This window comes from Microbacterium algeriense (assembly GCF_008868005.1).
Classification (GTDB): domain Bacteria; phylum Actinomycetota; class Actinomycetes; order Actinomycetales; family Microbacteriaceae; genus Microbacterium; species Microbacterium algeriense.
Genome location: NZ_WAAO01000003.1, coordinates 546,755 through 559,515, shown reverse-complemented (window position 1 = coordinate 559,515; position 12,761 = coordinate 546,755). Strand labels below are relative to the sequence as shown.

The 12,761-nt window shown below is 71.6% G+C and carries 12 protein-coding genes; 5 read left to right on the top strand and 7 right to left on the bottom strand.

Annotated elements, in window-relative coordinates:
• Positions 1 to 209: 209 nt before the first annotated feature.
• Together purD and F6A08_RS16345 are read right to left on the bottom strand one after the other, a co-directional pair.
• Positions 210 to 1,487 (bottom strand): phosphoribosylamine--glycine ligase, encoded by a 1,278-nt coding sequence (gene purD, locus F6A08_RS16350; protein ID WP_151460042.1) that lies wholly within the window; start codon positions 1,485 to 1,487, stop codon positions 210 to 212.
• 46 nt (positions 1,488 to 1,533) lie between these two features.
• Positions 1,534 to 2,208, bottom strand: coding sequence for an NUDIX hydrolase (locus F6A08_RS16345; RefSeq protein ID WP_151460041.1), 675 nt, complete (start codon positions 2,206 to 2,208; stop codon positions 1,534 to 1,536).
• A 50-nt stretch (positions 2,209 to 2,258) separates the two neighbouring features.
• Here F6A08_RS16345 and F6A08_RS16340 point away from each other — a divergent pair, with 50 nt between their 5' ends.
• Entirely contained in the window at positions 2,259 to 2,627 is a 369-nt protein-coding gene (locus F6A08_RS16340; RefSeq protein WP_151460040.1) for a sterol carrier family protein, read from the top strand.
• Positions 2,628 to 2,645: 18 nt separating this feature from the next.
• Here the strand turns inward: F6A08_RS16340 and F6A08_RS16335 are convergent, their stop codons facing one another.
• Positions 2,646 to 3,014 carry a VOC family protein gene (locus tag F6A08_RS16335; RefSeq protein ID WP_151460039.1) on the bottom strand — a complete coding sequence of 123 codons (369 nt, stop codon included), beginning with the start codon at positions 3,012 to 3,014 and terminating at the stop codon, positions 2,646 to 2,648.
• A 63-nt stretch (positions 3,015 to 3,077) separates the two neighbouring features.
• Between F6A08_RS16335 and F6A08_RS16330 the strand changes: the two genes are divergently transcribed.
• Positions 3,078 to 3,530, top strand: coding sequence for a MarR family winged helix-turn-helix transcriptional regulator (locus F6A08_RS16330; protein ID WP_151460038.1), 453 nt, complete (start codon positions 3,078 to 3,080; stop codon positions 3,528 to 3,530).
• A 25-nt stretch (positions 3,531 to 3,555) separates the two neighbouring features.
• Here the strand turns inward: F6A08_RS16330 and F6A08_RS16325 are convergent, their stop codons facing one another.
• The 3 genes from F6A08_RS16325 to F6A08_RS16315 are packed head-to-tail and all read right to left on the bottom strand — an operon-like array spanning position 3,556 to position 6,508.
• On the bottom strand, positions 3,556 to 4,329 hold the full coding sequence (locus F6A08_RS16325; protein ID WP_151460037.1) for a heme ABC transporter ATP-binding protein: 774 nt from the start codon (positions 4,327 to 4,329) through the stop codon (positions 3,556 to 3,558).
• The gene (locus F6A08_RS16320; RefSeq protein ID WP_151460036.1) at positions 4,326 to 5,399 is read right to left on the bottom strand and encodes a FecCD family ABC transporter permease; all 1,074 of its coding nucleotides are present in this window, start codon (positions 5,397 to 5,399) and stop codon (positions 4,326 to 4,328) included. The genes F6A08_RS16325 and F6A08_RS16320 overlap by 4 nt, the downstream gene beginning before the upstream one ends.
• Positions 5,396 to 6,508: a heme/hemin ABC transporter substrate-binding protein gene (locus F6A08_RS16315; RefSeq protein ID WP_151460035.1), complete on the bottom strand. Its 1,113-nt coding sequence runs from the start codon at positions 6,506 to 6,508 to the stop codon at positions 5,396 to 5,398. The genes F6A08_RS16320 and F6A08_RS16315 overlap by 4 nt, the downstream gene beginning before the upstream one ends.
• Positions 6,509 to 6,664: 156 nt before the next feature.
• Between F6A08_RS16315 and F6A08_RS17720 the strand changes: the two genes are divergently transcribed.
• Complete coding sequence (locus tag F6A08_RS17720; protein WP_192576801.1) at positions 6,665 to 10,162, top strand: HtaA domain-containing protein; 3,498 nt, start codon at positions 6,665 to 6,667, stop codon at positions 10,160 to 10,162.
• Between the two features lie 280 nt (positions 10,163 to 10,442).
• Positions 10,443 to 10,754, top strand: a complete 312-nt coding sequence (locus F6A08_RS16295; protein ID WP_151460034.1) for a potassium transporter Trk — start codon at positions 10,443 to 10,445, stop codon at positions 10,752 to 10,754.
• Between the two features lie 124 nt (positions 10,755 to 10,878).
• On the opposite strand, the gene F6A08_RS16290 is transcribed toward F6A08_RS16295, so the two are convergent.
• Positions 10,879 to 11,484 (bottom strand): hypothetical protein, encoded by a 606-nt coding sequence (locus tag F6A08_RS16290; protein WP_017204287.1) that lies wholly within the window; start codon positions 11,482 to 11,484, stop codon positions 10,879 to 10,881.
• An 86-nt stretch (positions 11,485 to 11,570) separates the two neighbouring features.
• Here F6A08_RS16290 and purM point away from each other — a divergent pair, with 86 nt between their 5' ends.
• Positions 11,571 to 12,758 carry a phosphoribosylformylglycinamidine cyclo-ligase gene (gene purM, locus F6A08_RS16285; protein WP_192576800.1) on the top strand — a complete coding sequence of 396 codons (1,188 nt, stop codon included), beginning with the start codon at positions 11,571 to 11,573 and terminating at the stop codon, positions 12,756 to 12,758.
• Positions 12,759 to 12,761: the final 3 nt, after the last annotated feature.

Sequence of the window (12,761 nt, the reverse complement as noted above, 5' to 3'; positions counted from 1 at the left end):
GCACAACTTCGGAGCCGCACGACTTCGGAGATCCGACGCGACACGCCGACGATCCGTTCGGTCTGACGGCGTGTCGGCTGCGATCTCCGAAGTTGTGCCAGCGGTCTGCCGGCGGACGGCTGCGATCTCCGAAGTTGTGCCGGCGATGTGCCAGCGGTCTGCCGGCGGACGCGCTCGGCGGCGGTGGTGCGGCTGTGCCGGAGGGCGGGTTACTCGGCGACGCGGGCGGCGATGTCGGTGCGGTAGTGGGAGCCGTCGAGGCGGATGCGGCCGATCGCCTCGTAGGCGCGGTCGCGCGCGGTGCGGAAGTCCGCGGCCACGGCCACCACGTTCAGCACGCGGCCGCCCGTCGCGATGAGCGATCCGCCCGGGGCATCGGGGCTCGCGGTCGCCGCGTGGACGAGGCGGACGCCCTCGACGGACGCGGCATCCTCCAGGCCCTCGATCGGACGACCGGTCTGCGGCGACTCGGGGTAGCCTTCGCTCGCCAGCACGACCGTGATCGCGACGTCGTCGCTGAACACCGGGTCCGGCTGGTCCTCGAGCGTGCCTGATGCCGCGGCGAACAGCAGCTGCGACAGGGGCGTGACCAGTCGGGGGAGGACGATCTGCGTCTCGGGGTCGCCGAAGCGGGCGTTGAACTCAATCACGCGCACGCCGGCCGGGGTCAGGATCAGCCCGGCGTAGAGGAGTCCGATGAACGGGGTGCCCTCGGCGTCGAGCTGGCGCACCACGGGAAGAGCGACGTCGCGGGTGACCTCCTCGACGAAGGCCTGCTCGCTGCCGAACTGCTCGGCGAGCCAGGGCAGCGGGGAGTAGGCGCCCATGCCGCCGGTGTTCGGCCCGGCGTCGCTGTCGAGGGCGCGCTTGAAGTCCTGCGCGGGGCTGAGCGCGCGCACGGTGTCGCCGTCGCTCAGGAAGAACAGCGAGACCTCGGGGCCGGAGAGGAACTCCTCGATCAGCACCGGACCCGCGGGAAGGTACTGCTCGGCGTGGGCCAGCGCCTCGGCGCGGTCGGAGGTGACGATCACGCCCTTGCCTGCGGCCAGACCGTCGGCCTTGACCACGAAAGGGGCACCCAGCTGATCGAAGGCGGCGTCGACCTCTGCGGTGGTCGCGGCACGCACGGCGCGCCCGGTCGGAACCCCGGCGGCATCCATGACCCGCTTGGCGAAGGACTTCGAGCCCTCCAGCTGCGCGGCCGCCTTGCCCGGTCCGAACACCGGGATACCGCGCACACGCAGGGCATCGGCGACTCCCGCGACGAGCGGAGCCTCCGGGCCGATCACGACCAGGTCGATCGCGTGCTCGTGCGCGAAGGCGGTGACCGCGGCCCCGTCGAGAGGGTCGAGCGAGACGGGGGTGGCATCCTGCGCGATGCCGGCGTTGCCCGGAGCGACGAAGATCTCGTGCTCCGTCTGCTCTGCCCGCAGGGCGAGGATGATCGCGTGCTCACGGGCACCGGAACCGAGGACGAGGATCTTCACCCGTCCAGACTACCGAGGCTCACCTGCCGCGTTTCGGTGCGTGGCGTCAGAGCTCGATCGGCCGCTCGGTCGTCGCGTCCCACGGCACGGTCCAGCCCGCCGCGTCGAAGAGGGCGTCGAGCACCATCGCGGTGAAGCCCCACACGATGGTTCCGTCGACGTCGAACGCCGGTCCGCGGAACGTGCGCCCCATCCGTGTCAGGGTCGAGGTGAAACGGGTGGCGGGATCCAGCAGTTGCGCGACCGGAACGCGGAACACCTCGACGGTCTCGGCATGGTCCACGGCGACCACGCGCGACGGCGACTGCCACCATGCGAGCACGGGAGTCACGAGGTGGTTGCTCGCGGCGAGCGGGATCACGGGCAGGGTGGCGAGCACCTCGACGCCGGCGGGATCGAGGCCCGTCTCCTCCTCGGCCTCGCGGAGCGCGGTGGCGACGAGGTCGGCGTCTTCCGGCTCGGCGCGTCCGCCGGGGAACGACACCTGTCCGGGGTGCGAGGACAGGGTGGGAGCCCTGCGCTGGAGCAGAACGTCGAGGTCGCGTGCGACCGCGGCCTCGACCGTCGGCGCCGGGACGTGGTCGAGCACCCCGAACAGGATGAGCACGGCGGCGTCGTGCGCGCTGCCCGGATCGGCGAGCGGCGGGATCGGCACGCTCCAGGAGTGATCCTCCGCGGCGGCGAGCAAGTCCGCTCTGGCGCCCTGCGGATGCATGCTCATGCCTCCGAGCTTATGACCAGGGTGCGGGGTCGCGGTTCTATGGTGGGGGAATGGCCAAGAAGATCGACATCGTCGACGGGCGGTCCGCCCTCGATGCCGTGCGGGCAGCGGACGCCGCCGGTGCCAAGCCCGCTCGCACCGATCTCGCCACCGCGGTGCGCTACCTGCTGCAGCTGCTCGACGAGAAGGCACCGGGCAACAGCGTCGAGGTGCGGGTGCCGCCGTTCGGGGCGGTGCAGGTCATCCAGGGTCCGCGCCACACCCGCGGCACGCCGCCGAACGTCGTCGAGATGGATGCCGCGACCTGGATCGCCGTGTCGACCGGAGCGGAGGCGTGGGCGGATGCCGCGTCCTCGGGACGCATCCAGGCCTCCGGCACGCGGGCCGACCTCGCCGGCGTGCTTCCGCTCCGGCCGTAGCGGGGCAGGGCCGCGGGATCAGGCGCGGTCGTGGAGGGTGATCCGGTAGCCGTCCGGGTCGGCGAACGTGAAGGTCCGCCCGAAGGGGCCGTCGATCAAGTCCATGACGATCGTGTGGCCGTCGGCGACGAGGGCGTCGTGGATGGCCTGCACGTCGGTCGCATGGAGCCAGATGGCTGCGCCGATGCCCGGCTGGTCGACGCCGGCGAGGTCGGTGCCCGGAGCGATGTCCCGCAGGGCGAAGGCGATCGGGGTCGTCGCGAAGACCACCGCGTGCGGAGGCCCGGAAGGGGAGCGGACGAGTCCGAGGTAGCGCTCGTAGAACGCCTGGGAGGCGGCGAGGTCGCGTGCCTGCAGGGAGAGGAAGTCGGGGCCGGTGACGGGCATGGGTGGCATCCTTTGCTTCGTGTCAGTTTTCTGACACAAACCAGCGTATGTCAGAATACTGACATGAGTCAAGATCGCGCCGGCATCGACCTCGAAACCTCGCTCGGCTATCTGCTGAAGGAGGCGTCCAGCGCTCTGCGTGTCGCGATGGAGGAGGTGCTGCGCCCGCTCGGGATGACCATCACGCACTATTCCTGCCTGGAGCTGCTCGCGCAGCGGCCCGGCCTGTCGAACTCCGAGCTCGCCCGCGGAGCCTTCGTGACACGGCAGTCCATGAACGTGCTGCTCCAGGCGCTCGAGCGAGACGGTTACGTCACCCGTCCGGAGGCGGCGCCCGTCGGTAAGGCCCTCCCGGCCCGGCTCACCCCTCGCGGCCGGCAGAGCCTGGAGCAGGCGAGCGCGGCGGTGCGCTCGGTCGAGGTCAGGATGCTGTCGGGGATGACCGAGGCGGAGCGGACGGGAGCGCTGAAGATCCTGCGGAGCATGATCCGCTCCCTGCGCGACGGGGACGCGTAGGGCCCGACCGTCGCCTGCGGGCGGGTCAGCGGCGCGCCACCACGAGCGGCACCCCGGTCGCGGGGTGCGGGAACACGTCGACCGCCTGCCCGTAGACCTGCTCGATCCGCGCGGCGGTGAGCACCTCGGCCGCGGTGCCGGTCGCCGTGACCCGGCCGTCGGCGAGCAGCGTGACGCGATCGGCGTGGGCGAGTGCCGCGTTGAGGTCGTGCAGCACGATCGCGACGGCCACGCCGGTGTCCGCCCGACTCCGGATCAGCCGCATGACGTCCTCGTGGTGCTTCAGGTCGAGCGCGGCCGTCGGCTCGTCGAGCAGCAGGATGCCGGTGCTCTGCGCGATCACCCGAGCCAGCGCGACGCGGGAGCGTTCGCCGCCGGACAGCGACGGCACCGCTCGGGTCCGGAGCCCGGTCACCTCCGTCTCCGCCATCGCCGCCGCCACGACCCCGTCATCCTCCTCGGCCGCGGGGGTGCGCGCCCAGGGCGTCCGTCCCATGCGCACGACCTGCTCGGCGCTGAACGGGAACGTGACGGTGTTCTCCTGCAGGAGGACCGCGCGCTGCTGGGCGAGCGTGCGCGGCCTGATCCGGTCGATCGACCGCCCGTCGAGCTCCACGGTTCCGGCCTGCGCCATGACATCACCGGCGAGCACCCCGAACAGGGTCGACTTGCCCGCGCCGTTCGGGCCGACGAGCGCGTGCACCTCCCCGGCGTGGATCTCGATGGAGGCGTCGTCGAGGATCCTCCGTCCGTCGCCGACCTGCACGGTGAGCCCCGTCCCGCGGAGCCGCACGGTCATGCCCACCCTCCGGAGCGACGGCGTGTGCGCACGAGCAGCCACAGGAAGAACGGCCCGCCCACGAGAGAGGTGATCATGCCGATCGGCAGATCCGCGAGCGGCACGGCGGTGCGCGCGACGAGGTCGGCGACCCCGATGAGCAGCGCACCCCCGAGAGCCGAGGCGATCACGAGGGGCAGATGAGCCGGACCGATCATCATGCGCATCAGGTGCGGCACGACGAGCCCCGCGAAGCCGATGATGCCGGCGAACGCGACCGCGGCGCACACCAGCAGCGCGACCGTGACGATGACCGTGACGCGCAGCAGCTCGACGCGGACGCCCAGGTGGCGGGCGGTGCGCTCGCCGAGGGCGAAGAGGTCGAGGCTGGGTGCCACGATCAGTGCGACGCCGATCCCGATCAGCACGAGCGGTGCGACGAGCTGGATGTTCGACCACAGAGCGCCGTTCAGCGAACCCAGCTGCCAGAACACGATCTGCTCGCGCGTGGACGTGGTGCCGAGGAAGGTGAGGAACGCCATCCCCGCGCCGGCGATCGCGTTGATCGCGATGCCCGTGAGCAGGAGGGTCACGACCTCGGTGCGTCCGCCGGAACGACTGATGAAGTACACCGAGAACACCGCGATCAGACCGCCGAGGAACGCGAAGGCAGGTGTGGTCCACATCCCGAAGGTCGCGAGGCCGAACGTGATGCTGGCGGCCGCTCCGAGCGCGGCGCCCGAGGAGACACCGACCACGCCGGCGTCCGCGAGCGGGTTGCCGAAGATCGCCTGCATCAGCACACCGGAGACGGCCAGGGCTGCGCCGACGAGGAGCCCGAGCACGATGCGCGGCATCCGCAGGTTGAAGATCACGCCGTGGTCGGTGGCTGCCTCCGGCGCCCAGGCCGTGTCGATGCCGATGCCGCGCAGGAGGACCCCGAGGAGAGATGCGGGGGAGAGGTCGTACTGTCCGCTCGTGATCGACACGACACCGGTGATCCCGAGAGCGATGATCAGACCGACCGTGACGAGTCCGAAGCGCAGCCCGCGGTGTCGCGCCGGAGTGGGGGTGACGACCTCGCGGGTCACGGCGCCGACTCGGGGGCGTACAGCGCTCGGGCCAGCGCGCCGATCACATCGGCGGTGCGCGGACCGAAGCTGAGGATCTCGCTGTCCGCCATGTCGATCACCCGGCGGTTGGCTCCGGCAGGGGTCTCGGCCACGGCGGGGATCCGCTCGATGAGTCCGTCGATCCCGCCGACCGACTCGAGGCCGTCGGTCATCATCACCAGGACATCGGGTCGTGCGGCGACGAGGGCCTCGGCGGTCATGGGCTTCATGCCCTCCCAGCCGATCTCCGCCGCGACGTCGATCCCGCCGACCGCGTCGATCAGCGAGTCGGCGCCGGAGTCCTCCCCGAAGATGTAATAGACGTTCGCACTGCCGCGCACGTAGAGGAACAGCATCCGCGCCCGGTCGGCCGCATCCGCGGGGGTGACCGCTGCGATCTCGGCGAGGGTCTCGTCGACGGAGGCATCGAGGCGCGCGATGAGGGCCTCGCCCCGCGACGGCACGCCGAGGGCCGTGGCGATCTCGGTCACCAGCTCGTCCGTGGTGTCGAGGCGGCGGTCGCTGGAGATCACGACCACCGCGATCCCCGCGTCACGCAGCTGCTGCCGGACCTCCTTCGGGCCGATCGTGGTGTCGGTGAGGACCACGGTCGGGGCGAGCTCGAGGATGGCCTCCGCATTCAGCGTGTGCCCCGCCTGGGTGACGACGGGCAGGTCCTCGGTTCCCGTGAAGGTCGTCGACGCATCGCGGCCCACGACCTGATCCCCGAGCCCGAGGGCGAAGACGGTCGAGGCGATGGTGCCGGAGATGTCGATCGGCAGGATGCGGTCGACGTCGTCGATCTCGACGTCGTGGCCCTCGCTGTCGATCAGCGTCACCGGGAGCTGCGGAGCGGATTCGTCGTTGACGGGCTCGATCGCGTGGCTGGACAGGCATGCGGTGGATGGACCCGTGTGAGCGCGCACGTCCGCCACCAGGGGCAGCGCGGCGAGCGGGACCGACGCCTGCGGGCAGATGTCGTCGGCGGACGCGGAAGCGGGTGCTGTGTCGCTCGGACCCGCATCGGCGCACGCGGCGAGTCCGAGGGCGAGAGCGGCGACGGAGAGAAGAGCGAGGACGCGACGCATTAGGCAAGGCTATCCTAAAACTTGACGCGCACCAGCTTGCCGCCCTACGCTCGGGATCGGCGGCTTGCTTAGCCAAGCCTAACTTTCCCTGTCGTTCGACCGCATTGCGGCACCGCGGCACGCGTGCCTTCTGCGTGCCCGGAGCCGTGGAGAATCGTGAATCCCACTGCCACAGCATCGTCCGCAAGCTCACGCATACGCGTGCTGCTCGCCGCCCTCGTCTCGTTCCTCCTGATCGCCGCCGGAGCGGTGATCGTGCCGCCCGCGCGTGCCGACGGGGCCACCGTCGCGGCGACCGTCTCCTCGTCCGACGCCGCCGGCCTGAGCGTGCAGGTGCAGTCGGCGGGGCTGCCGGAGGTCGCAGGGGCCTATGCGGCGCTCATCGTGAAGGGCACCGAGGCGGGGCTCAGCGGCGGCGGCGGATACGCGGCGTTCATCATGCCGACCGTCGCCGGAGGGGAGAGCTCGTTCGCGCTGGTCGCCCCCGCCGGGTCTCTGGATCGGACGAAGACCTACGAGGTGCTCGTGTGGCAGAAGCACTCGAACCCGAGTGAGGCCACGATCTACGGTCGCGGTGACGTCTCCGTCTCGGCGCAGCAGTGGGACGCGGTGTTCGGCCCGGCACCGACCGATCCTGGCACGGAGCCGGGAACGGATCCCGGCACGGAGCCGGGGACCGAGCCGGGTACGGAGCCGGGAACGGATCCTGGCACGGAGCCGGGAACGGATCCCGGTACCGATCCCGGCACCGACCCCGGCACCGACCCCGGCACGGACCCGGGCACGGACCCCGGCACGGAGCCGGGCACTGAGCCGGGGACCGAGCCGGGCACGGACCCGGGCGAGCCCGAACCGGCATCCGCGAAGCTCGACGTGTTCCTGGCCGACGGCACGACGCCGGCAGCGGGTGTCGCGCTGACAGCGGGAGACGAGGTCGTCGTGAAGGGCTCGGGCTATGACCCGACGGCGAACGTCGGCGGCCGCGGTGCGCCGATCCCGAAGCATCTGCCGCAGGGCACGTACGTGGTGTTCGGCAACTTCGCCTCCGTGTGGCAGCCGTCCGCAGGTGCCGCGTCGTCGAGCCGAGCCGTCGGCGCTCAGGTGTGGGCGCTCGCCGAGGGCGTGCTCGATCAGGTCCCGGCGCAGTACCAGGCTGCGATTCGCGCGCAGTGGGTCGACATCGCCGCCGACGGCACGTTCCAGACCACGCTGACGCTCAAGGACACCACGGCGACGCCCGGCTCCTACGGCGTCTATACCTACGCGGCAGGAGGAGTCGTCAACGCCGCACAGGAGCGCAGCGTCGCCCTGAACTACGGCGAGCACTCCGCCGTGACAGCCACGGTCAAGAGCGCGAACGCGAAGGACGGCCTGAGCATCACGGCATCCGCGTCGAACCTCGGAGCGATCCCCGGCGCCTACGTCGCGCTGATCGAGAAGGGCACGGAGGCCCAGGTCACCACCGGCAGCGGATTCCTCGCGATGGAGTACGTGCGGCCGATCACCGGCGGCGCGCTGAGCGTCGACCTGACGGCTGCCGCGCAGACACTGGACCGGACCAAGGCGTACGAGGTCATCGTCTGGAAGCAGCACACGATGCCGGGCGCGGAGACCATCTACGCCCGCACCACCGTCGTCCTCACGGATGCGCACTGGGAAGCGCTGCAGCCGGCGGCTCCCGGCCCCGCCGTCGCAGTCGCCGTGAAGTCCGCGACCGCGAAGGACGGTCTGACCGTCACGGCATCCGCATCCGGCCTCGCGGATGTCTCCGGCGTCTACGTCGCGCTGATCGAGGCGGGCACGGAGGCGGATGTCACCGCCGGTGGCGGGTTCCTCGCGATGCAGTACGTGCGCGACATCGGTTTCGGCGTCTTCTCCGTCGACCTCACCGCGGCGGCGAAGAGCCTCGACACCGCGAAGTCCTACGAGGTGATCGTGTGGCAGCAGCACACGATGCCGACGGCGGACACCATCCACGCGCGGGGCGCCGTAACGATCACGGACGCCCACTGGAAGGCGCTGCGCGGCGAGACGCCGACGGAGCCCGAGAAGCCCACCGAGCCCACGAAGCCGACGACCCCGGCGAAGCCCGCCACCCCGCCGGCGAGCGTGCCAGGCGGCTCGCTGCGCTGGGCGATCTCCTCGTCGTTCGCGAACTACGTCACGGGCCCGATCGCGCAGGGCGCCATCGAGGTGTCGAACGGAGCCACGCGCTCTGGCGGTCAGTTCCAGTTCGGGCAGACCGTCGGCGGCGACTTCGACCCGGGCACGGGTCTCGGCAGCGTCGTGTATCGCGGCTCCGTGCGCTTCACCGGACACCACGGCGTCCTCGACGTGACGGTGTCGAACCCCCAGATCCGCATCACCTCCGCGGGCTCCGCGACCCTGACCGTCACCAACGGCGGAGAGCAGATCCCGTTCGCGACGCTCGACCTCACCCGTGCCGTGCGCACCACGGCGAACGGCGCGGTCTCCTACGCCGCGGCTCCGGCGACGCTGACGGCCGCGGGACGCGATCGCGTGCTCTCGGGCTACAGCACGACGCTGAACCCCGTGTCGTTCACGATCGGCTCCGTCGCCGCGGCGCCGACCGGCACCACGGGCACCGTCGCCGTCGCCGCCGTCGCGGTGAAGAAGACCCTTCCGGCCGCGGCACCCGCGGCGGCCGGGATCGACATCGACGAGGAGAACCTCGCGGCCCTCGCTGCCGGCCGGCAGGCCGTCGTGTCGGCATCCGGATTCCAGGCGGGCGAGAAGGGCATCCAGGTCGTCGTGTACTCCTCGCCGGTGCTGCTCGACACGGTGACCGCGGATGCCGACGGCGTGGCGACCTGGACGGGGTCGCTCCCCGCCGGTCTCGAGGACGGCGAGCACACCCTGACCTTCCAGGGGTCGGTCGACCGCGGGCTCGTCTTCACCCTGGCCAGAGCCACGACCGTGATGGGTGCGTGCACGGTCGACGGTGCCTCGCTCACCTGGGGATACAAGGAGTCGTTCCGCACCTACATCGAGGGCATCGCCCGCGGAGGGTGGACGCTCACGGACGTCTCCTACGAGTACCCCGCCTACGCGTGGGGCGCTGGCACGGGCTCGTTCGACGACGAGACACTCACCGGGCAGATCTCCTACGGCGGCAGCATCACCTTCACCGGCCATGACGGAGCGCTGAACACGACCCTCGCGAACGCACGGCTCGAACTCGCCGGCGACACCGGGTACATCGTGTTCGACGTGACCGGCACCACCCAGGGCGGGGACAGCGTCGATCAGAAGGGCGTCCGCCTCGCGGAGTTCCCCCTCGGCGACGCAGCGGTCGCAGACGGGGCGCTCTCGCTCGACGCGCTCCCGACGACGCTGACCGAGGCGGGGGCCGCGGCCTTCGGCACGTACGCCGCCGGTGAGGCCCTCGATCCGGTCTCCGCCGTGATCCCGGTGAACGCGGACTGCGGCATCGCCACAGAGGAGCAGGTCGACGCCGAGGCCGAGACGACGGCGACCGTCACCGCCGCGACCGAACCCGCCACGGCGGAGGGCGCGCCGGTGTGGCCGTGGATCGTCGGAGGGCTCGTCGTCGTCGCGCTCGCCGCGACCGGGGGAGTGCTGATCGCCCGCCGCAACCGCGCGGACGACTCCAAGGCGACCCCCACCGCCTGACCCCGAGGGCCCTCCACCCGGAGGGCCCTCCCACCCGCTCCCGTCCCGTCCCCCGTTCCCCGTCCCCCGTCTCGTCCATCCGGCACGTCCGCTCGCGGCTCTGCACGGATGTCGGGCCGATGTCCGGATGTCGGACGGATCAGCCGCGTCCTGCCCTGCATCCGTGAAACCGTCCGACAGATGCACGGGCGGGCACGGGCGGGAGCGGGCGGGAGCGGGCGGGGCGGGGGCGAGGGGGAGACCGGTGCGCGCTCCGGCCCGACGGTGGGACAATGGATGCATGGCCCCCACCGATTCCCACCAGACCGTCGAAGCGACCGTGCGCCGCGTGCCGCGGTACGGCGTGCTCATGGGCATCGGCGTCGTGGTCGGCATCATCGCCGCCGCCATCCTCACCTGGACGGGCAGCTTCGAGGAATCGCAGGCGCTCGACGTCGTCTACCCTCCCGGTCAGGTCTTCGGCTTCCTGCTGCTGTGGACCGTGCCGATCGGCCTCGCCCTGGGCGGGGTCGTCGGCCTCGTCCTCGAGCGCGTCGCCCGGCGCCACGACCGCGTCGTGCAGGTCGACCGCGAGACGGTCATCGACGACTGATCCCCGCGCCGCCCGGCGCCGCCGAGCGCACGGCTTCCCGCCGAGCGCACGGCTTTCGCGCGCCTGCATCCCGTGCACTCGGCGGGTTCCCGTGCACTCGCGCGGATCGCGCGGGGCGCCGGAGCTAGGCCAACTCGGCGATCACGGGGCGGATGGCGGCATCGAAGGCCACGACGTCGCGGCGAAGGCCGTCGGTCACTGCGACCGTCAGGGCGCCGACCCACCAGATGCCCCGCTGAGAGAAGGGGAGCACCTGGACGTTGAGCTCGAACGAGTGGGCGCGGCGGCCGATCTCGCGCTCGAACTCCGCGATGGCGCTGGCGTACGCGCGGTAGGCGTCTCCTCCGGTGTGGCTCTTCATCGAGGAGACGTACCGGTCGTGCGCGGCGCGCGCGTAGCGGAGAGCGGATTCCGCGTGGGGGGCGATCGCCGCGGCGAGTTCCTCCGCGCCGGTCGCCGGCAGCGCGACGAGGGTGTCGAATCCGTCGATGAGCTCGAGCGGAACGCCCGACGGATGCGCCCGGGGCTCGACCGTCATGTCCCAGTAGTCGCGCCACTGCGCCTCGACCGCCGGCGAGGCGTCCGGGGCATCCGGAGCCCTGACCCCCAGCTCGCGGAGCGTGGGAAGGTCGTCCGGCACCCTGATCCCCAGCGCCTGCCGCAGCGCGAGCGCGACGAGCACCGGGACGCTCGCATCTTCGCGGATGAGCCACTGCGGCTTGTCGGACATGGCCCCATCGTAGGCGGGGAAGACCCTCGGATCCGAGGTCCGTCCGTGCGGAGAGTCGGACCGGCTGCGGACGGTAGGCTGTGAGGGTGGCTGCCTCCCCCACCAACCCCTATTCCGAAGCCGGCGTCGACACCGCTGCCGGTGATCTCGCCGTCGAGCTGATGAAGTCGTCCGTGCGGGCGACGCACGGCCCTGAAGTGCTCGGCGGCGTCGGCGGTTTCGCCGGGCTGTTCGACGCCAGCGCGCTGCGTGACTTCCGCCGCCCGCTGCTGGCGACCAGCACCGACGGCGTCGGCACGAAGGTCGCGATCGCGCAGGCGATCGACAAGCACGACACGATCGGGCAGGACCTGGTCGGCATGGTCGTCGACGACATCGTGGTGGTGGGCGCGAAGCCGCTGTTCATGACCGACTACATCGCCTGCGGCAAGGTCGTCCCGGAGCGCATCGCCGACATCGTGCGCGGCATCGCCGAGGCGTGCGCGGCGACGGGCACGGCGCTGGTCGGCGGCGAGACCGCGGAGCACCCGGGTCTGCTGGGTCCGCGCGACTACGACGTCGCGGGCGCGGCGACCGGAGTCGTCGAGGCGGATGCGGTCCTCGGCGCCGAGCTCGTGCAGGACGGTGACGCGGTGATCGCCGTCGCCTCCAGCGGACTGCACTCCAACGGCTACTCGCTCGTCCGCCACATCATCACCCGTGCCGGCATCTCGTACGCCGACAACGCGGCCGACTTCGGCACCACCTGGGGCGAGGCTCTCCTCGAACCCACGCGGCTGTACACGCTCCCGCTGCTGCGGCTGATCGACCAGCTCGCCTCGACCCCTTCGACCCCTTCGACCCCTTCGACAGGCTCAGGGGCCCACGGGGCCGGAGGGGCCCACGGCGTCGGAGGAGTCCACGCGCTCACCCACGTCACCGGCGGCGGCATCGCGGCGAACCTCGCGCGCGTCCTCCCGCAGGGCAGCTGGGTCGAGGTCGATCGCAGCACGTGGTCGCCCAGCCCGGTCTTCCGCGTGCTCAGCGACATCGCCGGCTCCACCCTGGAATCCGCGGAGGGCACCTGGAACCTCGGCATCGGCTTCCTCGCCGTGGTCGCCGCCGACAAGAAGGATGCCGCGATCGCGGCGTTGAACGCCGAGGGCATGCCCTCGTGGCAGGTCGGGAACGTCGGCTTCGGCCCGCGTCCTTCCGGCGAATTCGAACAGGGCGCCAAGGGCGTCGACGGTGGAGCGGTGCGCCTGGTCGGCGCCTACGCGGACGGAGCGAAGTAGAAG

Coding starts and splice junctions, on each gene's coding strand:
- F6A08_RS16340 (WP_151460040.1), top strand. CDS start 2,259: ATGGCCAAGAAGATCGACATCGTCGACGGGCGGTCCGCCCTCGATGCC.
- F6A08_RS16315 (WP_151460035.1), bottom strand. CDS start 6,508: ATGCGTCGCGTCCTCGCTCTTCTCTCCGTCGCCGCTCTCGCCCTCGGA.
- F6A08_RS16345 (WP_151460041.1), bottom strand. CDS start 2,208: ATGAGCATGCATCCGCAGGGCGCCAGAGCGGACTTGCTCGCCGCCGCG.
- F6A08_RS16330 (WP_151460038.1), top strand. CDS start 3,078: ATGAGTCAAGATCGCGCCGGCATCGACCTCGAAACCTCGCTCGGCTAT.
- F6A08_RS16335 (WP_151460039.1), bottom strand. CDS start 3,014: ATGCCCGTCACCGGCCCCGACTTCCTCTCCCTGCAGGCACGCGACCTC.
- F6A08_RS16295 (WP_151460034.1), top strand. CDS start 10,443: ATGGCCCCCACCGATTCCCACCAGACCGTCGAAGCGACCGTGCGCCGC.
- F6A08_RS16325 (WP_151460037.1), bottom strand. CDS start 4,329: ATGACCGTGCGGCTCCGCGGGACGGGGCTCACCGTGCAGGTCGGCGAC.
- F6A08_RS16290 (WP_017204287.1), bottom strand. CDS start 11,484: ATGTCCGACAAGCCGCAGTGGCTCATCCGCGAAGATGCGAGCGTCCCG.